Below are 17,238 nucleotides of genomic sequence, written 5' to 3'. Positions count from 1 at the left end.
GGGGCGCCGGGCGGGCTGCTGTGCCTTGTCCTCAAGCGCCGGACGGGCTGATTTCAGCCCGTCCGGCGCTTGAGGACGCGCCCGCAGGGCGCTCCCCGCCGCAGGCGGCGCGACGGACCCGCAGTCAGAGACCAGGCCGGCAAGGCCTACGCTCGGACCCATGAACAGCCTGCGGATGATCGAGAACTGGCCCGTGGAGACCGCCGCGGCGGCCGTCGTGCGCGCCGACGGCACCCTGGCGGGGGCCCACGGACCGGCCGGGCACCGCTTCCCGCTGGCGTCCGTCACCAAGCCGCTCGCCGCCTACGCCGCGCTGCTCGCGGTCGAGGAGGGCGCGATCGAGCTGGACGAGCCGGCCGGCCCGGCGGGCTCCACCGTCCGCCACCTGCTGGCGCACACCTCGGGGCTGGCCTTCGACGAGCACCGGGTGACGGCCGAGCCGGGCACGCGCCGGCTGTACTCCAACGCGGGCTTCGAGGCACTCGGCGAGCACATCGCCGGGGCGACGGACATCCCGTTCGCCGAGTACCTGCGGCAGGCGGTGCTGGAGCCGCTCGGCATGGCGTCGACGGACCTCCCCGGCTCCCCGGCGAAGGACGGCGTCTCGACGGTGGCCGACCTGGTCCGCTTCGCGGCGGAGCTGCAAGCCCCGCGGCTGCTGGCGCGCTCGACGCTGGAGGAGGCGACGCGGGTGGCGTTCCCCGGGCTGACGGGTGTGCTGCCCGGGTACGGGCACCAGCGGCCCAACGACTGGGGCCTGGGCTTCGAGATCCGCGACGGGAAGTCCCCGCACTGGACGGGCGCCGCCTCGTCGCCGCGCACGTTCGGCCACTTCGGGCAGTCGGGCACGTTCCTGTGGGTGGACCCGGACGCCGGCGCGGCGTGCGTGTCGCTGACGGACCGGCCGTTCGGCCCGTGGGCGGTCGAGGCGTGGCCGCCGCTGACGGACGCGGTCCTTTCGGAGCTGGCCCGCCGGTAACGGTCGTTCGTCGGGGTGCACCACCGCTGCGCGGCGGTGTGCTCAAGCGGGCGGCAACCCGGCAACAACGAACCCCCGGCCGAAGTCCCGTCAAACCGGCCTCACAGGCCTCCCGCCCGCATCTCCCACACCAGCAGTTCCGCGTCACCCCCGGCGGGCTCCGCCTCCAGGGACTCCGCGTCCAGGATCCGCGCCGCGTCCCCCGGCTCCAGGGCGTCCCCGGCCAGCCGGACGGTGCCGCGCACCACGTGGACGTACAGCCACGGGGCGTCCGGCAGCGCCGTCCGCTCCCCGGCGCGCAGCCGGCGCACGTGCAGCACGGCGTCCGCCCGGGAGAGCGCGTAGGGCGTGCCGTCGGCGATGCCCCGCACCACCTCGTACGAGGGGTCCCCGCCGCAGTCCGTGGGGGTGAGCCACATCTGCACGAACCGCAGCGGCGCGCCGCCGTCGTTGCGCTCCGTGTGCAGCACCCCCGCGCCCGCGCTGAGCCGCTGGAGGTCGCCGGGGCGCACCACGGTGCGTCGGCCGGTGGAGTCCTCGTGGGTGAGCTCGCCCTCGACCACCCAGGTGACGATCTCGACGTCGCGGTGCGGGTGCTCGGCGAAGCCCGCGCCGGGCGCCAGGTGCTCCTCGTTGCAGGCCGCGAGGGGCCCGAACCGGACGTTGTCGGGGTCGTAGAAGCCGGAGAAGGAGAACGCGTGCCAGGTGGCGATCCCGGCGTCCGGGTCCCCGCCCCGGAAGCGCTCCGGGGCTCGTTGTACGGCGCGTCGCACATGCGTCATCGGGCTACGTTAGCCCGGCGACCCCGGGCCGGACCCGGATAAGGCAGGCTTGTCCCCGTGCCTGAACCCGCCGCTAACACCCCGCATCCGCACAGCGCCACCCTTCGCCGCCTGGAGAAGTCGGCCGGCACCCTGGCCGCCGCCGCCATCGCCCGGATGGATGCCCAGCTTCCCTGGTACCGGGCGATGCCCCCGGAGAACCGCTCGTGGATCGGCCTGGTCGCCCAGGCCGGCATCGCGGCCTTCACGGAGTGGTTCCGGCATCCGGAGACTCCGCAGGCCATCAGCACCGACGTCTTCGGCACGGCCCCGCGCGAGCTGACGCGGGCGATCACTTTGCGCCAGACGGTCGAGATGGTCCGGACGACCATCGAGGTGATGGAGTCGGCGATCGACGACGTGGCGGCGCCGGGTGACGAGTCGGTGCTGCGCGAGGCGCTGCTCGTCTACGCGCGGGAGATCGCCTTCGCCACCGCGCAGGTGTACGCGCAGGCGGCGGAGGCGCGCGGCGCGTGGGACGCCCGGCTGGAGTCGCTGGTGGTCAACGCGGTGCTGTCCGGGGAGGCCGACGAGGGGGCGCTGTCCCGGGCGGCCGCGCTGGGCTGGAACTCCCCCTCGCACGTCGCGGTGGTGCTGGGCACGGCCCCGAGCGGGGACAGCGAGCTGACGGTGGAGGCGATCCGGCGGGCGTCGCGCCATGCGAAGCTCCAGGTGCTCACCGGTGTCCTCGGGGACCGGCTGGTGGTGATCGCGGGCGGCTCGGACAATCCGCTGCAGGCCGCGAAGGCGCTGATCGGCCCGTTCGCGGCCGGCCCGGTGGTGGCCGGCCCGGTGGTGCCGGACCTGCTGGCGGCGACGCGTTCCGCGCAGTCCGCGGCAGCCGGCCTGAAGGCGTGCGCGGCCTGGCCGGACGCGCCCCGGCCGGTGCTCGCCGACGATCTGCTGCCCGAGCGGGCCATGGCGGGGGACGCCACCGCGCGTGAGCAGCTGGTGGAGGAGATCTACAGACCGCTGGAAGAGGCGGGCTCGGCTCTCCTGGAGACGCTGAGCGTCTACCTCGAACAGGCAAGTAGCCTGGAAGGCGCGGCCCGCATGCTGTTCGTCCACCCGAACACCGTGAGATACCGCCTCCGACGTGTGACGGATGTCACCGGTTGGTCACCCTCCGATGTGCGTTCGGCGTTCACGCTGCGAGTCGCGCTCATCCTGGGCCGTCTGGCAGACGCGGAGACTCAGTTCTAACCTTTTGTCGAACATCAACAATTCCCCTGACGGTTCTTGGTCCCTGTCCCCACGGGTGGACCGGGCCGTCCACGAGAGAGAGTGTGAGGGTGCTCGTACTCGTCGCTCCCGGCCAGGGCGCTCAGACGCCCGGCTTCCTGACCCCCTGGCTCGACCTCCCCGGTGTCGCCGACCGACTCCGCGCGTGGTCGGCCGCCATCGACCTGGACCTGGTCCACTACGGCACGAACGCCGACGCGGACGAGATCCGCGACACCGCGGTGGCCCAGCCGCTGCTGGTGGCCTCGGCGCTGCTCTCCGCCCGGCAGCTGTTCCCGGCGGCGGAGGACTTCACTTCCCGCGTCGGCGCGGCCGCGGGCCACAGCGTCGGTGAGCTCGCCGCCGCGGCGCTGACCGGTGTGCTGTCGGAGGAGACGGCACTGGAGCTGGTGCGCAAGCGCGGCCTGGCCATGGCCGAGGCCGCGGCCGTCACGGAGACGGGCATGGCGGCACTCCTCGGCGGTGACGCCGAGAACGTGCTGCCGCATCTGGAGAAGCTCGGCCTGACCCCGGCCAACGTCAACGGCGCGGGGCAGATCGTGGCGGCGGGCACCGCGGCGCAGCTGGCCGCGCTCGCCGAGGACAAGCCGGAGGGCACCCGCCGGGTCGTGCCGCTGAAGGTGGCCGGCGCCTTCCACACGCACCACATGGCCCCGGCCGTCACGGCCCTGGAGTCGGCCGTCGCGGGGCTGCCCGTGGCCGACCCGCACACCCGCTACGTCTCCAACCGGGACGGCGCGACCGTCGCCACCGGTGAGGAGGTCGTGCGGCGGCTGGTGGGCCAGGTGGCCAACCCGGTCCGCTGGGACCTGTGCATGGAGACGTTCAAGGAGCACGGCATCACGGCGATGATCGAGCTCGCTCCGGGTGGCACTCTGGTCGGCATCGCCAAGCGCGCGCTGCCCGGTGTGCGCACGCTCGCGCTGAAGACCCCGGACGACCTCGACGCGGCGCGTGCGCTGATCGCCGAGTACGCCACCGACGCAGCCGCGACCCCGGCCGACTAAGGAGCCCCGAGAGCATGACCGCGAAGATCAGGCCCAGCAAGGGCGCCCCTTACGCGCGCATCCTCGGCGTGGGCGGCTACCGCCCCACACGAGTGGTTCCGAACGAGGAGATCCTCAAGCACATCGAGTCGTCCGACGAATGGATCCGCTCCCGGTCGGGCATCGCGACCCGGCACTGGGCGGGCCCGGAGGAGACGGTGTCCGCGATGTCGGTCGAGGCGGCCGGCAAGGCGATCGCCGACGCCGGGATCACGCCCGAGCAGATCGGCGCCGTGGTCGTCTCGACGGTGTCGCACTTCCAGCAGACCCCGGCCATCGCCACCGAGATCGCGTACAAGCTCGGCACCGACCGGGCCGCCGCGTTCGACATCTCGGCCGGCTGCGCGGGCTTCGGCTACGGCCTGACGCTCGCCAAGGGCCTGGTCGTCGAGGGTTCGGCCGAGTACGCCCTGGTCATCGGGGTGGAGCGGCTGTCGGACCTGACCGATCTGGAGGACCGCGCGACGGCCTTCCTGTTCGGTGACGGCGCCGGTGCCGTGGTCGTGGGCCCCTCCAAGGAGCCGGCGATCGGCCCGACGGTCTGGGGCTCCGAGGGCGACAAGTCCTCGACGATCAAGCAGACGGTGAGCTGGGAGTCCTACCGCACCACGCCCGTGCCCGGCGGCGACGGCCCCGAGGCCCGGCAGGCGCTGGAGGACATCCGCTTCCCGGCCATCACCCAGGAGGGCCAGGCGGTCTTCCGCTGGGCCGTCTTCGAGATGGCCAAGATCGCCCAGCAGGCGCTGGACGACGCCGGGGTCAGCCCCGACGACCTGGACGTCTTCATCCCGCACCAGGCGAACATGCGGATCATCGATTCGATGGTGAAGACCCTCAAACTGCCGGAGAGCGTCACGGTCGCCCGGGACGTGGAGACCACCGGCAACACCTCCGCGGCCTCCATTCCGCTGGCCATGGAGCGGCTCCTGGCCACCGGGGCGGCGAAGAGCGGGGACACCGCGCTCGTCATCGGGTTCGGGGCGGGTCTCGCCTACGCCGCGACGGTCGTTACCCTCCCCTAGGCGAGATCCGCGCCGCCCGGCCGAGGCCGTACGGCGCGGGACCCGTCGCACCAGCTATTTCCATACCACGCAGTTCCACCGCACAGAACGAAGGAGCGCCGTTATGGCCGCCACCGCGCAGGAGATCCTCGAGGGTCTCGCCGAGATCGTCAACGAGATCGCCGGTATCCCCGTCGAGGACGTCCAGCTGGACAAGTCCTTCACCGACGAGCTCGACGTCGACTCGCTGTCCATGGTCGAGGTCGTCGTCGCCGCCGAAGAGCGCTTCGACGTCAAGATCCCGGACGAGGACGTCAAGGGTCTGAAGACGGTCGGCGACGCTGCCGACTACATCCTCAAGCACCAGAGCTGATCACAGCGTTTGTCGCCACCCCAGCGGTGGCGGTTCCAGCACCTCTACTCGTGGAGACAGAATCCCTGTGAACTCGACCAATCGCACCGTGGTCGTCACCGGTATCGGCGCAACCACACCGCTGGGTGGCGACAGCGCATCGACCTGGGAAGGGCTGCTCGCCGGGCGTTCCGGCGTGACGCCCCTGGAAGGTGAGCGCTTCGCCGACCTGCCGGTCCGCATCGCGGCCCGCGCGGCCGTCGATCCCGAGGACGTCCTGCCCCGCCCGCTCACCCGCAAGACCGACCGCTCGGCGCAGTTCGCGCTGATCGCGGCCCGGGAGGCGTGGGCCGACGCGGGCTTCACCGCCAAGGCCGGTGAGGACGCCTCGATCGCCCCCGAGCGCCTGGGCACGGTCATCGCCTCCGGCATCGGCGGCGTGACGACCCTGCTCGACCAGTACGACGTGCTCAAGGAGAAGGGCGTCCGCCGCGTCTCCCCGCACACCGTGCCGATGCTGATGCCCAACGGCCCGTCCGCGAACGTCGGCCTGGAGGTGGGTGCCCAGGCGGGTGTCCACACCCCCGTCAGCGCCTGCGCGTCCGGCGCCGAGGCGATCGGCTACGCCGTCGAGATGATCCGCACCGGCCGTGCCGACGTGGTCGTCGCCGGCGGTACCGAGGCGGCCATCCACCCGCTGCCCATCGTGGCGTTCGCCAACATGATGGCGATGTCGAAGAACAACGACGAGCCGCAGAAGGCCTCCCGCCCGTACGACAAGGGCCGGGACGGCTTCGTGCTCGGCGAGGGCGCCGGCGTGGTGATCCTGGAGTCGGCCGAGCACGCCGCCAAGCGCGGTGCCCGCATCTACTGCGAGGTCCTGGGCCAGGGCCTGTCCGCGGACAGCCACCACATCGCGCAGCCCGAGCCGACCGGCCGGGGCATCGCCGCCGCGCTGCAGAACCTGCTCGACACCACCGACCTCAAGCCGTCGGAGGTCGTGCACCTCAACGCGCACGCCACCTCGACCCCGCAGGGCGACGCCGCCGAGATCAAGGCGCTGCGCCAGATCCTCGGTGACGACCTCGACCACGTGGCGGTCTCCGCCACCAAGTCGATGACCGGTCACCTGCTGGGCGGTGCCGGCGGCATCGAGACGGTCGCGACGGTGCTGGCGGTGTACCACCGGATGGCGCCCCCGACGACGAACATCGAGGAGCTGGACGAGGACATCGACGCGGACATCGTCCGCGACAAGCCCCGCCCGCTCCCCGAGGGCCCCATCGCGGCGATCAACAACTCCTTCGGCTTCGGCGGCCACAACGTGGTGCTCGCCCTCCGCTCGGTCTGATCCCGCGCTCGCGACGGCAGCGGCCCGCCCCCGGACGACTTCCGGGGGCGGGCCGCTGCCGTTTCGTGCCGGTGGGGTCAGACGACCTGGTGGAGCCAGCGGACCGGGGCGCCCTCCCCGGCGTAGCGGAAGGGCTCCAGCTCGTCGTCCCAGGGCTTGCCGAGCAGCTTGGCGATCTCGGCCTCCAGATCGCTCTCGCCGCGGCCGGCGCGGGCGAGGGCGGCGCGCAGCCGGTCCTCGGGGATGAGGATGTCGCCGTGGATGCCGGTGACGGCGTGGAAGATGCCGAGCTCGGGGGTGGAGCTGTAGCGCTCGCCCTCGGCGGTGGCGCAGGGCTCGGAGGTCACCTCGAAGCGCAGCAGGTGCCAGCCGCGCAGCGCGGAGGCGAGCTTGGAGGCGGTGCCGGGCCGGCCCTGCCAGGAGAATTCGGCACGCCAGGTGCCGGGCGAGGCGGGTTGTCGGATCCAGTCGAGCGTGACGCGCACACCGAGCACGCCTCCGACGGCCCATTCGACGTGCGGGCACAGCGCGCGCGGCGCGGAGTGCACGTAGAGAACTCCACGTGTCGTCACCGGGACCTCCAGTGCGGTTCGAGGGTCGCCTTCCCCAGCGGCCTCGCACCTGGGCCGGTCCCGCCCGGGACAGCAGCAGACATTCTGCCCCAAGGGCCACGCCCGCACCAGCTCACGAGGTTACCAATAGTAAACACCATCGTGGGCAAATCTCCTGAAAAGGGACAGGATGTGACGTGTTGTCTTTTTTGGCGGTTCCGGAGTGCGCAGGCGCCGGGCCCCGGCCCGGCCACCCCGGGGAAAAGCTACCGTGCGGCGGCACCCCCGCGGTGACGTACCGTCGGTCCCGAACAGATATCACCCGGCCGGAGGGGAAATTGCGATGCGCGACGGCACGGAACGGAAGGTGCGCGGGGCCCTGAGGGCCGCCGTGGCGGCGGTCACGGTGGTTTCGGCGGCCCTCCTGCTCACAGCCTGTGACGACGGAACGCAGGGTTCCACCGATGCCGCCGTGCGCCCGAGCCCCACCCCCGACTGGAACCCCCGCCCCGCGTCGATGGTCTCCCTCGGCGACTCCATCACCCGCGGCTACGACGCCTGCTCGCTCCTCGCCGACTGCCCCGAGGTCTCCTGGGCCACCGGCACCAAGGTCGACAGCCTCGCCCAGCGGCTGCTGAGCTCGCCGCAGACCAGCAGCTGGAACTACGCGCGCACCGGCGCCCGGATGGCCGACCTCCCCGGGCAGATGCAGTCGGCCATAGCGCACAAGCCCCAGCTGGTGACCGTGCTCCTCGGCGCCAACGACGCGTGCCGCAAGGACGTCTCCGGCATGACGCCGGTGGACCGCTTCCGCACCGACTTCGAGACCTCCGTCAAGGAGCTGCGCACCGCCCTGCCCAAGTCCCAGCTCTACGTGGCCAGCGTGCCCGACCTCATGCGCCTGTGGTCCCAGGGGCGGACCAACAGCTACGCGAAGACGATCTGGAAGCTGGGCATCTGCCCGTCGATGCTCCACGACTCCGAGGCCCAGGACGCGGCCGCCGCCGGGCGGCGCGCCCAGGTCGAGAAGCGGGTCGGCGAGTACAACGCCGTCCTGAAGGACGTCTGCCGGCGGGACAAGCTCTGCCGCTACGACGGCTCCGTCCACGGCTACGGCTTCACGGGCGAGGAGCTGAGCAAGTGGGACTGGTTCCACCCCAGCAAGCAGGGCCAGCGGCAGCTGGCCGACATGGCCTACCGCGAGATCACCGCGGTCCGGCCGTCCGCCTGACGCGCCCCGGGTGCGGAGGGGCGGGGCCTGTCAGGTGGCCCCGCCCCCGTGCGGGGGAAGGCGCGGGGGCCCGGCGCCGGCCGCCCCGTGACCCGGCCATCCGTACCCTCGCTCCGGATGTCCGGCGCCCCGTGCGACCGGCCGGCGCAGCCCAAGCCATGGCCAAAGGCGTATGCCGAGGCCGCCCGCGCCTTCTCCCCGGCACGGTATCCGATGAACACACCGTCCTCATAAGCAAGTTCACCCGCGCGTGGGTCAACCTGCGTCACCGACGCGTCCGCGCGGCCCGGGTCGCACGGGTCGCGGCCCGCCGGATCAGCCGGGGGCGGGCGTCGTCTCGCGCACGCACAGGGGCGTGCCGGTGGGGCCGGTGACGGCCTCGCCGGTCTCCAGGGAGTAGCTGGAGTGGTGGAGGGGGCAGGTGATGCGCAGCCGGGCCGCGTTGACGTAGCCGTGGACGAGGTGGCCCTTGCGGTGCGGGCAGAACGCCCCGGCCTCGAACTCGCGCTCCCCCACGCGCACCCGGATGCGGTCCTCGCCGATCTGCTCGATCGAGACGGGGTTCGTCGGGTCCGCCATGGTCAGCCCACCTTCAGTGCGGACGCGACGGCGGCCTCGGTGGCCCCGCCGATGACCTCGCTGGCGAGCTTGAAGCCCGTCCAGACCTTGACGGGGTGCAGGTCTGCCTCGCTGTCGAACTCGCGGATGGCGACCTGGAGTTCCTTGGCGTGGAAGTGGTCGATGTGCAGGTGTTCGGTGTAGTAGCGGGCGCCGGCCAGCTCCAGGCGCCGGGCGGCGCCGGCGAAGCACTGGAAGGCGTAGAGGATGCTGGATTCGAGATAGCACAGGGCGCCCAGGAAGTACTCGGGCCGGGGCGCCCGGGCGGCGGCCCAGAAGAACGTGTTGACGTATGCGTACGTCTCCTCGTTCGTCCGGTCGAGGTAGTCGGCGACGTCCAGGGACATGCCCAGTTCGGTCATCAGGTCGCGGTAGATGTTGAAGTGCGCCTGGTCGATGTTGCCGCAGCCGAATTCGTCGACGAGGACCCGGAAGACGGCCATCTTGGCCTTCCGCGGCAGCCGCCAGACGATCGGGAGGAAGGACTCGGACTCGGTGAGGCCGTCGACGGCGAACTGGGCGACGACCTCGGTGAACTGCGCGCGGTCGAGGTCCTCGGCCATGACGCGCTCGAACTCCGGCGGGTCACTCTTCTCCGCCTCCAGGAGTTCCTTCATGTGGCGGCCGAGGGCGGCGCGGTCGGCCATGGCAGGGGCCTCGGCCTCGATCTCGCGGGCGCGGCTCGCGATGAGCCGGTCCTCCAGCTCGTGGAGTTCGCGCAGTTCCTCGGGGGTGGGGATGGTGCGGTTGAGGACGAACAGGCGGCTGCCGGCCGTGGCGGCCGTCGTGGTGGCCATGGGGACTCCAGGTCGGGAACGGGCGGACAGGGGCGCGGCGTCAGCCGACGGGGAGCGGGGTCGCGAGGACGCCGCGGCGGACCAGCTCTTCCTTGACGTGCAGGTACCAGTCGTCGTCCAGCAGCCGGTACTGCCGGCACAGGGCGTCCACCCGGTCCTGGACGTCCCCGGCGCCGGACGCGAGGGCCTCGTCGCAGATGCCGGGGTCGAGGTTGGCGAGCGGGCCGACGAACCCGTGGACGTCCGGGACGGCGGAGAGCAGGTGCTCCCAGCCCTGGAGGACCGGCACGTCCGTCCCGCCGTCGAGGAGCTTGCGGGTGAACTCGGCGGAGCCGCTGGACTCCTTCACCCCGGCGACGCCGGGCAGGGCGCAGACCGCGCGGAGCGCGTCGACGTCCAGGGGCGCCTTGGAGACGGCGTTCTCGTGGTAGACGACGACGGGCAGCGGGCTGCGCTCCGCCACCTCCGTGTAGTGCTCCACGAACCCGGGCCCGGGGCTGCCGCCGCCGTCGGACCAGGGCGGGGGGACGACGACGGCGTCCGCACCGAGCGCGGCCGCCCGGTGGGCGCGCTCGACGATCGCGTCGGTGCCGGGCAGCTCGACGCCGGCCAGGACGGGCGCGCCGCCGGCGTGTTCCACGGTCAGCCGGACGATGTCCGTCCACTGGTCGGGCGAGAGGTGCCACCCCTCCCCCGTGCTCAGCGCGGGCATGTACCCGGCGACCCGGCCGCGCAGCGAGGCCATCAGCCGGGCCGTGCTCGGCGCGCACACCCGGCGCCCCTCGTCGACGGGCGTGACGAGGGGGACCACGGTGCCGCGCAGGGCCCGGACGCGGCCGGCGGCGGTGTACTCAGAGCTCCGCATGGTCGGCCTCCAGGGCGAGGGACTGCTCGTAGAGCTTGTCGAGCTCGGCGGGGAAGACTCCGCGTCCGGCGGCCGGGCCGGGCGTCCGCACGGGCAGCCCGGAGCCGGCCAGGGGGATGAGGCGGGGGTTGAGCGTCACCAGCTCGCCGCGGGCGGCGACGACCGAGGCGAGGAGCAGCCGGTCGCGGTGGCGCAGGGCGGCGGTCGGCCCCGCGGGCAGCCCGGCGAGGGCCGCGAGGGCGTCGGCGTCGTAGGGGCGGCGCCGGATCGGCATCAGGGACTGCAGGACGTCCATGAAGGGGTAGTAGGCGTCCTGGACGTCCCGGGGGAGCTGCCAGATGTAGTCGTCGCAGCGCCCCACTTCTTCCAGCTTCATCACCACCGGCTGCCGCAGCCGGGCGGCGAAGAAGGTGGTGGCGGCGGCGCGGACGGCGGGGTCCTTGCTGTGCATGCCCATGAACAGGGACGCGTCCACGTGGAGTTCACCCGGCATAGCTGTCCACCGCCTCGCGCAGGCGCTCGACCGAGGCGCGGAAGTCTCCGGGGTCGCGGGCGAGGGCGACGCGGAGGTAGCGCTCGCCGCGTTCGGGTTCGCTCCAGTAGAAGTAGGTGCCGGGCAGCACGTAGACCTCGTACCGGGCCAGGTGGGCCTGGAGGTCGGTGGCCTTGACGGCCGGGTCCTTGATGCGGAACCACGCGACGCTGACGTTCACCACCGGTTCGATGTGCTCCAGCAGGCTGCCGTCGAGGGCCTTCTGGGCGGCCTCCCGGTTGCGGGTGATCACGTCGCGGACGGAGGCCATGCCGTCCTCGATGGAGTCCTCCACGTAACGGGCGAGGAAGTTGAGGACGAAGGGGGAGACGTCGAGGAGGACGCTGGTGTGGATGTTGTACACGTCCTCGTAGAGGTCCCGGCTGCAGGTGAGCAGGGCGCACTTGGCGTCCTGGAGCGGCCAGGTCTTGCCGGTGTCCTCCAGCGCGATGTAGCGGACCCCGGAGGTGTCGAGGAGTTCGTAGAGGTCGAAGCGGCCGAAGCGGGCGTCCGCGAGGGCGAAGGCGGCGAAGCAGAGGTCGATGACGAAGAGCTTGTCGTGGTCGACGCAGTAGCGGACGACTTCCTCGAAGCCCTTGCGGCCGTGGCTGAGCAGGCTGAAGCCGGTGGGGTTGTTGGGGTCGACGAGGAAGAGGGCGTCGGTGGTGACTTCCGCGGCCAGGCGCTCGTAGATGCGGTCGGCGTCGTGCAGCGCGTCCTCGGGGACGGGCACCGGGTGGACGCCCACGTTCCGTAGGACGTCGGGGAGGTTGTCGAAACATGGCTCGACGAGGCTGACGCTGATCTCCCGCTGTCTCAGGTACATGCCCGCGACGAGGGTGGAGATGGAGGCGGCGTAGGACAGCATGGTGGTGTCGGCGCGCACGCTGTTCTGGCCGTGCAGCCGGAAGAACACCTCCTTGAACCGGTCCTCCAGATCCGCCTGGCGGCTCGCCTCCGCCCCGTACCACAGGCCGGGGAGCTCGGCGACGATCTGCCGCTGGCCCATGGACTGCTGCTGGTGGGTGTGCGCGTCGGCCAGGTTGTAGCGGGTCTTGAGGGCCTGGATCTCGTGCTGGGTGAGGTCGAGAAGCTGCTCGGTCACGTCATCTCCTTGACGGCCGCGGCACGTGTGGGCGCGGCCGGTGGCGCGCGGGGGCCGGTGGGCCCTGCGCGAGGGAACAAGGGAAGGAAGACAGACTTCCGGGGCGGGCGGATGTGCCCGGCGCGGAAGTCGCGAAAGCAGAGGTCGCAAAGGCAGAGGTCACGAAAGCGGAGGCGCGAAAGCGGAGGCGCCCGGCGCGGAGGTGGCTGAAGCGGAACAGTCGCTCCCGCGCGGGCGGAAGTGCGGGTGAAAGGGCCGACCCGGGCGAGTGCTGATCGATCCGGGTGGTGCCGGGCAGCCGCGGTGGGGCGCGCGCCGGGCGAGCTGATCGGAAGCAGTTCGAGTGCTGATCGAACTCTGATCAGAAAGGGCCGGACCTGTTGCGTCGGCCATCTATTAACGTACGTTAACCGATGATCGATCATCGCTCAAGCAGTATTTCTGCGCCGAGAGGATCGCCCATGCACGGAGCCGACCGCCGCGAAGGCACCGTCCCCCCGGGCCACTTGGACCGGACCCCGCTGAGCGACCAGGTCCGCGGCATCCTCCTGGACCACCTGGCCCGGGGCCGCTGGCAGCCGGGTCAGCGCATCGTCGAGCGCCAGGTGGCGGCCGAGCTCGGGGTCAGCCAGGCCCCCGTCCGGGAGGCGCTGCGCGATCTCCGGTCGATGCGGCTGGTGGAGTTCTCGCCCCACCGCGGGACGCGGGTCTGCGATCTGACCCCGGGGCGACTGTGTCAGGTCTACCCGGTGCGCGGGGCCCTGGAGCGGCTGGCCGCCGAGCTGGCGCTGCCGCGCCTGGCCGGGGACGTCCGGGCGCTGGAGGACCACGCCACGGGGATGCGCCGGGCGGCGGCCGAGCGGGACGTCGACGCGCAGGTCCGGCACGGGGTGGCGTTCCACCGCGAGATCGTCCGGGCCTCCGGCAACGCCGCCCTGTCCCCCAGCTGGGAGTCGCTGGCGGCCGAGCTGTGGACGCGCCTGTCCCTGACCCGGGTGCGCACCGCGCTGCACGAGAACGCCGAGGACCACGAACCCATCATCGAGGCGTTCCGCCGCCGGGACCCCGACGTCGGACGCCTGCTCCAACTGCACATCCTGGCCTACGCCCACGAACCGATCGGAGCCCCATGACCAGCGTTCCCCCGCCCCAGGCCGGCACCCGGCCCGGGGTCATCACCCTCTTCACCGACATCTGGTGCTCGTTCGCCCATGTCGCGGTGCACCGGCTGCACACCACCCGCCGCCGGCTGGGCCTGGAGGACCGCGTGCGGTTCGACCACCGGGCCTTCCCCCTGGAGCTGTTCAACAACGGGCCGAGTCCTCGCCCGGGCACGGATTCCGAGGTCGGCGGCGTGGCGCACATCGAGCCGGACGCCGGCTGGCAGCTGTGGCGGGCGGCGGACTGGAAGTTCCCCTCGTCCTCGATGCCGGCCCTCGAAGCGGTCCAGCTCGCCAAGGAGCAGGGCCTCGCGGCGTCCGAGCGGCTGGACCTCGCGCTGCGGCGGGCCTTCTGGGCGGAGAGCCGCTCGATCGGGGCCCGGGCGGTCGTGGTGGCCGTCGCCGCGGAGACCGAGGGCGTCGACGCGGAGGCGATAGCCGGCGGTCTGGACGACGGCCGGGCCCGCCGGATCATCACCCGCGACTTCCACTGCGCGCAGGAGCACGGCGTCCGGTGCAGCCCGCACCTCTACCTTTCGGATGGTTCGGATCACGCCAATCCCGGAGTGGCCGCACGCTGGCATGGAAGGTACGGGACGGGCTTTCCCGAGGTAACAGCCAATGACCCGAGCGTTTACGAGTCCATTCTCAGGCGGGCCGCGGGCCTGGAGGACCCCGGCCAGAAATGATCGATCATCGTTCATTTCCGTTGGCCAGATGTTGACGCCAACAACTTCCTGCTTCTAGCGTCGCTGAGCGGAAGCCTCGTTCCACGCTCCGGAAGCGAGGTTCTACGGGCACGCACCGCCCGGCGGCCGGTCCACCCGCACACCCGGCGGCACACCGCTCGCACCTCGACACCGCCGGGGCCCGTGGAGATCCGCGGGCCCCGGTCCCCCGCCCGGGAACGCGAAAGGGGATCACCCATGTCCCAGCTCGACCAACTGCCCGACCACGACCCCACCGAGGTCGCCGAATGGCAGGAGTCCCTCGACGCCGCCGTGCGGTTCGGCGGGCGCCACCGGGCGTCGTACCTGCTGCGCCGGCTGGCCGAGCACGCCGAGCGCACCGAGCTGGACGTCCCGCCGCCGCTGGAGACGCCGTACCTCAACACCATCCCGACCTCCGCGGAGCCCGCCTACCCGGGTGACGAGGAGCTGGAGGCCCGGATCACCGCCTGGACCCGCTGGAACGCCGCCGCCATGGTCACCCGCGGCAACCAGCGGGCCGGGCTGGGCGGCCACATGGCGACCTTCGCCTCCGCCGCGTGGCTGTACGAGACGGGCTTCCAGCACTTCTTCCGCGGCAAGGAGAGCGACGGCTCTGGCGACCAGCTCTACATCCAGGGCCACGCCTCCCCCGGCATCTACTCCCGGGCGTTCCTCGAAGGGCGCCTGACCGAGGGCCGGTTGGACCGCTTCCGGCAGGAGGTCGGCGGGGGCGGGCTGCCCTCCTACCCGCACCCGCGCCGGCTGCCCTGGCTGTGGGAGTTCCCCACCGTCTCCATGGGCCTGGGCCCGCTCTCCGCGATCTACCAGGCGCGGTTCAACCGCTACCTGGAGCACCGGGGCATCAAGGACACCTCCGGGTCGCACGTGTGGGCGTTCCTCGGTGACGGCGAGATGGACGAGCCGGAGTCGACCGCCGCCCTCGCCCTCGCGGGCCGTGAGCAGCTCGACAACCTCACCTTCGTCATCAACTGCAACCTTCAGCGCCTCGACGGCCCCGTCCGCCCCAACTTCAAGATCGTCCAGGAACTGGAGGCCCAGTTCCGCGCCGCCGGCTGGAACGTCGTGAAGTCCCTGTGGGGCACCGCCTGGGACCGGGTCTTCGCCCAGGACACCACGGGCGCGCTGGTCCGGCGCCTGCGCGAGGTGCCCGACGCGCAGTTCCAGACCTACGCCACCCGCGACGCCGCCTACGTCCGCGACCACTTCTTCGCCGCCGATCCCGCGCTGCGGGCGATCGGCGCCGGCCTCGACGACGCCGCCCTGCTGGAGCTCTTCCGGACCTCCCGGGCGGGCCACGAGCCGCGCAAGGTGTACGCCGCCTACCGGGCGGCCGTGGAGCACAAGGGCGCGCCCACGGTCGTCCTGGTGCAGACCGTCAAGGGCTACACGCTCGGCCCCGGCTTCGAGTCGCGCAACGCCAACCACCAGATGAAGAAGCTGACGGGCAAGGAGTTCCGCGCCATGCGGGACCTGCTGGACCTGCCCATCCCCGACGCCGCCCTCGACGGCGAGCAGGTGCCCTACGCCCACCCCGGCGAGAACTCCCCCGAGGCCCGGTATCTGCGCGAGCGCCGCGCGGCCCTCGGCGGCCCGGCCCCCGCCCGCAGGGTCGTCGCCCGGCCGCTGCCCGAGCCGTCGGCCAAGCCCTTCGAGGCGCTGCAGAAGGGGTCCGGGCGCCAGGAGATCGCCACCACCATGGCCTTCGTACGGCTGGTGAAGGACCTGATGCGGGAGAAGGAGACCGGCCGGCGCTGGGTGCCCGTCGTCCCCGACGAGGCCCGCACCTTCGGCATGGAGTCCCTCTTCCCGTCCGCCGGCCTCTACTCGCCCGCCGGCCAGACGTACGACCCGGTCGACCGCGACCAGCTCCTGTACTACCGGGAGGCCCGGGACGGGCAGATCCTCAACGAGGGCATCACCGAAGCCGGTTCGCTGGCCGACTTCACCGCGGCCGCCACCAGCTACGCCACGCACGGCGAGCCGATGATCCCGTTCTACATCTTCTACTCGATGTTCGGCTGGCAGCGGACCGCCGACCAGTTCTGGGCGCTGGCCGACCAGTTGGGGCGCGGCTTCGTCATCGGCGCGACCGCGGGCCGCACCACCATGACCGGCGAGGGCCTCCAGCACGCCGACGGCCACTCCCACCTGATCGCCTCCACCAACCCGGCGGCGGTGTCCTACGACCCGGCGTTCGCGTTCGAGATCGCGGTGATCGTCCGGGACGGCCTGCGGCGCATGTACGGCCCCGACGCCGAGGACGTCTTCTACTACCTGACCGTCTACAACGAGCCGAAGGTGCAGCCCGCCATGCCGGACGGTGTGGAGGAGGGCGTTCTCAAGGGCCTCTACCGCTTCCGGGAGGCGGCGGGCGCGGCGGCCGACGCGCCACGCCTGCAACTCCTGGCCTCCGGCACGGCCGTCCACTGGGCCCTGGAGGCCCAGCGGCTGCTGGCCGACGACTGGGGCGTGGCCGCCGACGTGTGGTCCGCGCCCTCCTGGACCGAGCTGCGCCGCGACGCCCTGTCCTGTGACGCGGCGCGGCTCCGCGGCGAGGACCGGGTGCCCTATGTGACGCAAGCGCTGCACGGGGCGCCCGGTCCGGTGCTGGCCGTCAGCGACTGGATGCGCGCGGTCCCCGACCAGATCGCCCCGTGGGTGGAGCAGGACTGGACGTCCATCGGCACGGACGGCTTCGGCCTCTCCGACACCCGCGAGGCGACCCGCCGGCACTTCGGCGTCGACCCGGAGTCGGTGGCGGCCGCGGCGCTGGCAACGCTGGCCCGCCGGGGCGAGGTCAAGCCGGAGACGGTCCGGGAGGCGCGGGAGCGGTACGGGCTGGACTGACGGGTTTCA

General features: G+C 72.3%; 17 protein-coding genes. 10 read left to right on the top strand and 7 right to left on the bottom strand.

Annotation, left to right across the window (positions count from 1 at the left end; all coding sequences use genetic code 11):
* Nucleotides 1-160: 160 nt before the first annotated feature.
* The gene (locus tag ABZ951_RS26590) at nt 161-979 is read left to right on the top strand and encodes a serine hydrolase domain-containing protein (protein WP_344089354.1); all 819 of its coding nucleotides are present in this window, start codon (nt 161-163) and stop codon (nt 977-979) included.
* 101 nt (nt 980-1,080) lie between these two features.
* Here the strand turns inward: ABZ951_RS26590 and ABZ951_RS26585 are convergent, their stop codons facing one another.
* Nucleotides 1,081-1,761, bottom strand: coding sequence for a pirin family protein (locus ABZ951_RS26585; protein ID WP_344089353.1), 681 nt, complete (start codon nt 1,759-1,761; stop codon nt 1,081-1,083).
* Between the two features lie 57 nt (nt 1,762-1,818).
* Here ABZ951_RS26585 and ABZ951_RS26580 point away from each other — a divergent pair, with 57 nt between their 5' ends.
* The 5 genes from ABZ951_RS26580 to fabF all read left to right on the top strand — a co-directional run bounded on the left by ABZ951_RS26580 (nt 1,819) and on the right by fabF (nt 6,792).
* Nucleotides 1,819-3,003: a helix-turn-helix domain-containing protein gene (locus ABZ951_RS26580; RefSeq protein ID WP_344089352.1), complete on the top strand. Its 1,185-nt coding sequence runs from the start codon at nt 1,819-1,821 to the stop codon at nt 3,001-3,003.
* Nucleotides 3,004-3,092: 89 nt separating this feature from the next.
* Nucleotides 3,093-4,049: an ACP S-malonyltransferase gene (locus ABZ951_RS26575; RefSeq protein WP_344089351.1), complete on the top strand. Its 957-nt coding sequence runs from the start codon at nt 3,093-3,095 to the stop codon at nt 4,047-4,049.
* Nucleotides 4,050-4,063: 14 nt separating this feature from the next.
* A complete protein-coding gene (locus tag ABZ951_RS26570; RefSeq protein ID WP_344089350.1) occupies nt 4,064-5,110 on the top strand; it encodes a ketoacyl-ACP synthase III in 1,047 nt (348 codons plus the stop codon).
* 103 nt (nt 5,111-5,213) lie between these two features.
* Nucleotides 5,214-5,462 (top strand): acyl carrier protein, encoded by a 249-nt coding sequence (locus tag ABZ951_RS26565; RefSeq protein WP_344089349.1) that lies wholly within the window; start codon nt 5,214-5,216, stop codon nt 5,460-5,462.
* Between the two features lie 67 nt (nt 5,463-5,529).
* Entirely contained in the window at nt 5,530-6,792 is a 1,263-nt protein-coding gene (fabF, locus tag ABZ951_RS26560) for a beta-ketoacyl-ACP synthase II (RefSeq protein ID WP_344089348.1), read from the top strand.
* 77 nt (nt 6,793-6,869) lie between these two features.
* Here the strand turns inward: fabF and ABZ951_RS26555 are convergent, their stop codons facing one another.
* A complete protein-coding gene (locus tag ABZ951_RS26555; RefSeq protein ID WP_344089347.1) occupies nt 6,870-7,364 on the bottom strand; it encodes a DUF3145 domain-containing protein in 495 nt (164 codons plus the stop codon).
* Between the two features lie 322 nt (nt 7,365-7,686).
* Here ABZ951_RS26555 and ABZ951_RS26550 point away from each other — a divergent pair, with 322 nt between their 5' ends.
* Nucleotides 7,687-8,574: an SGNH/GDSL hydrolase family protein gene (locus ABZ951_RS26550; RefSeq protein ID WP_344089346.1), complete on the top strand. Its 888-nt coding sequence runs from the start codon at nt 7,687-7,689 to the stop codon at nt 8,572-8,574.
* A 315-nt stretch (nt 8,575-8,889) separates the two neighbouring features.
* Here the strand turns inward: ABZ951_RS26550 and ABZ951_RS26545 are convergent, their stop codons facing one another.
* Genes ABZ951_RS26545 through ABZ951_RS26525 form a run of 5 tightly spaced genes read right to left on the bottom strand, consistent with a single transcriptional unit; the run spans nt 8,890 to nt 12,491 of the window.
* Complete coding sequence (locus tag ABZ951_RS26545) at nt 8,890-9,153, bottom strand: Rieske 2Fe-2S domain-containing protein (RefSeq protein WP_344089345.1); 264 nt, start codon at nt 9,151-9,153, stop codon at nt 8,890-8,892.
* Between the two features lie 2 nt (nt 9,154-9,155).
* On the bottom strand, nt 9,156-9,989 hold the full coding sequence (locus ABZ951_RS26540) for an iron-containing redox enzyme family protein (protein WP_344089344.1): 834 nt from the start codon (nt 9,987-9,989) through the stop codon (nt 9,156-9,158).
* A gap of 40 nt (nt 9,990-10,029) precedes the next feature.
* Nucleotides 10,030-10,854: a dihydrodipicolinate synthase family protein gene (locus ABZ951_RS26535; RefSeq protein WP_344089343.1), complete on the bottom strand. Its 825-nt coding sequence runs from the start codon at nt 10,852-10,854 to the stop codon at nt 10,030-10,032.
* Nucleotides 10,841-11,347 carry a DUF6190 family protein gene (locus tag ABZ951_RS26530; protein ID WP_344089342.1) on the bottom strand — a complete coding sequence of 169 codons (507 nt, stop codon included), beginning with the start codon at nt 11,345-11,347 and terminating at the stop codon, nt 10,841-10,843. Before ABZ951_RS26530 ends, ABZ951_RS26535 begins: the two co-directional genes overlap by 14 nt.
* Nucleotides 11,337-12,491: an aminotransferase class I/II-fold pyridoxal phosphate-dependent enzyme gene (locus ABZ951_RS26525; protein ID WP_344089341.1), complete on the bottom strand. Its 1,155-nt coding sequence runs from the start codon at nt 12,489-12,491 to the stop codon at nt 11,337-11,339. The genes ABZ951_RS26530 and ABZ951_RS26525 overlap by 11 nt, the downstream gene beginning before the upstream one ends.
* 461 nt (nt 12,492-12,952) lie before the next feature.
* Between ABZ951_RS26525 and ABZ951_RS26520 the strand changes: the two genes are divergently transcribed.
* The 3 genes from ABZ951_RS26520 to aceE all read left to right on the top strand — a co-directional run bounded on the left by ABZ951_RS26520 (nt 12,953) and on the right by aceE (nt 17,229).
* Nucleotides 12,953-13,624, top strand: a complete 672-nt coding sequence (locus ABZ951_RS26520; protein WP_344089340.1) for a GntR family transcriptional regulator — start codon at nt 12,953-12,955, stop codon at nt 13,622-13,624.
* Nucleotides 13,621-14,340, top strand: coding sequence for a DsbA family protein (locus ABZ951_RS26515; protein ID WP_344089339.1), 720 nt, complete (start codon nt 13,621-13,623; stop codon nt 14,338-14,340). Before ABZ951_RS26520 ends, ABZ951_RS26515 begins: the two co-directional genes overlap by 4 nt.
* A 237-nt stretch (nt 14,341-14,577) precedes the next feature.
* On the top strand, nt 14,578-17,229 hold the full coding sequence (aceE, locus tag ABZ951_RS26510) for a pyruvate dehydrogenase (acetyl-transferring), homodimeric type (RefSeq protein WP_344089338.1): 2,652 nt from the start codon (nt 14,578-14,580) through the stop codon (nt 17,227-17,229).
* The last annotated feature ends 9 nt before the right edge of the window (nt 17,230-17,238 follow it).

It is taken from the genome of Streptomyces sp. NPDC046215 (genome assembly GCF_040646215.1).
GTDB classification, from domain to species: domain Bacteria; phylum Actinomycetota; class Actinomycetes; order Streptomycetales; family Streptomycetaceae; genus Streptomyces; species Streptomyces stramineus.
Note: the sequence above shows the minus strand (reverse complement) of the source record. Positions and strands in the feature narration are given on the sequence as shown.

Excerpts from the sequence above, each read along its gene's own strand:
- ABZ951_RS26590 (WP_344089354.1), top strand. The coding sequence starts at position 161 with ATGAACAGCCTGCGGATGATCGAGAACTGGCCCGTGGAGACCGCCGCG.
- ABZ951_RS26585 (WP_344089353.1), bottom strand. The coding sequence starts at position 1,761 with ATGACGCATGTGCGACGCGCCGTACAACGAGCCCCGGAGCGCTTCCGG.
- ABZ951_RS26570 (WP_344089350.1), top strand. The coding sequence starts at position 4,064 with ATGACCGCGAAGATCAGGCCCAGCAAGGGCGCCCCTTACGCGCGCATC.
- ABZ951_RS26565 (WP_344089349.1), top strand. The coding sequence starts at position 5,214 with ATGGCCGCCACCGCGCAGGAGATCCTCGAGGGTCTCGCCGAGATCGTC.
- ABZ951_RS26550 (WP_344089346.1), top strand. The coding sequence starts at position 7,687 with ATGCGCGACGGCACGGAACGGAAGGTGCGCGGGGCCCTGAGGGCCGCC.
- ABZ951_RS26545 (WP_344089345.1), bottom strand. The coding sequence starts at position 9,153 with ATGGCGGACCCGACGAACCCCGTCTCGATCGAGCAGATCGGCGAGGAC.
- ABZ951_RS26540 (WP_344089344.1), bottom strand. The coding sequence starts at position 9,989 with ATGGCCACCACGACGGCCGCCACGGCCGGCAGCCGCCTGTTCGTCCTC.
- ABZ951_RS26535 (WP_344089343.1), bottom strand. The coding sequence starts at position 10,854 with ATGCGGAGCTCTGAGTACACCGCCGCCGGCCGCGTCCGGGCCCTGCGC.
- ABZ951_RS26530 (WP_344089342.1), bottom strand. The coding sequence starts at position 11,347 with ATGCCGGGTGAACTCCACGTGGACGCGTCCCTGTTCATGGGCATGCAC.
- ABZ951_RS26520 (WP_344089340.1), top strand. The coding sequence starts at position 12,953 with ATGCACGGAGCCGACCGCCGCGAAGGCACCGTCCCCCCGGGCCACTTG.
- ABZ951_RS26515 (WP_344089339.1), top strand. The coding sequence starts at position 13,621 with ATGACCAGCGTTCCCCCGCCCCAGGCCGGCACCCGGCCCGGGGTCATC.
- aceE (WP_344089338.1), top strand. The coding sequence starts at position 14,578 with ATGTCCCAGCTCGACCAACTGCCCGACCACGACCCCACCGAGGTCGCC.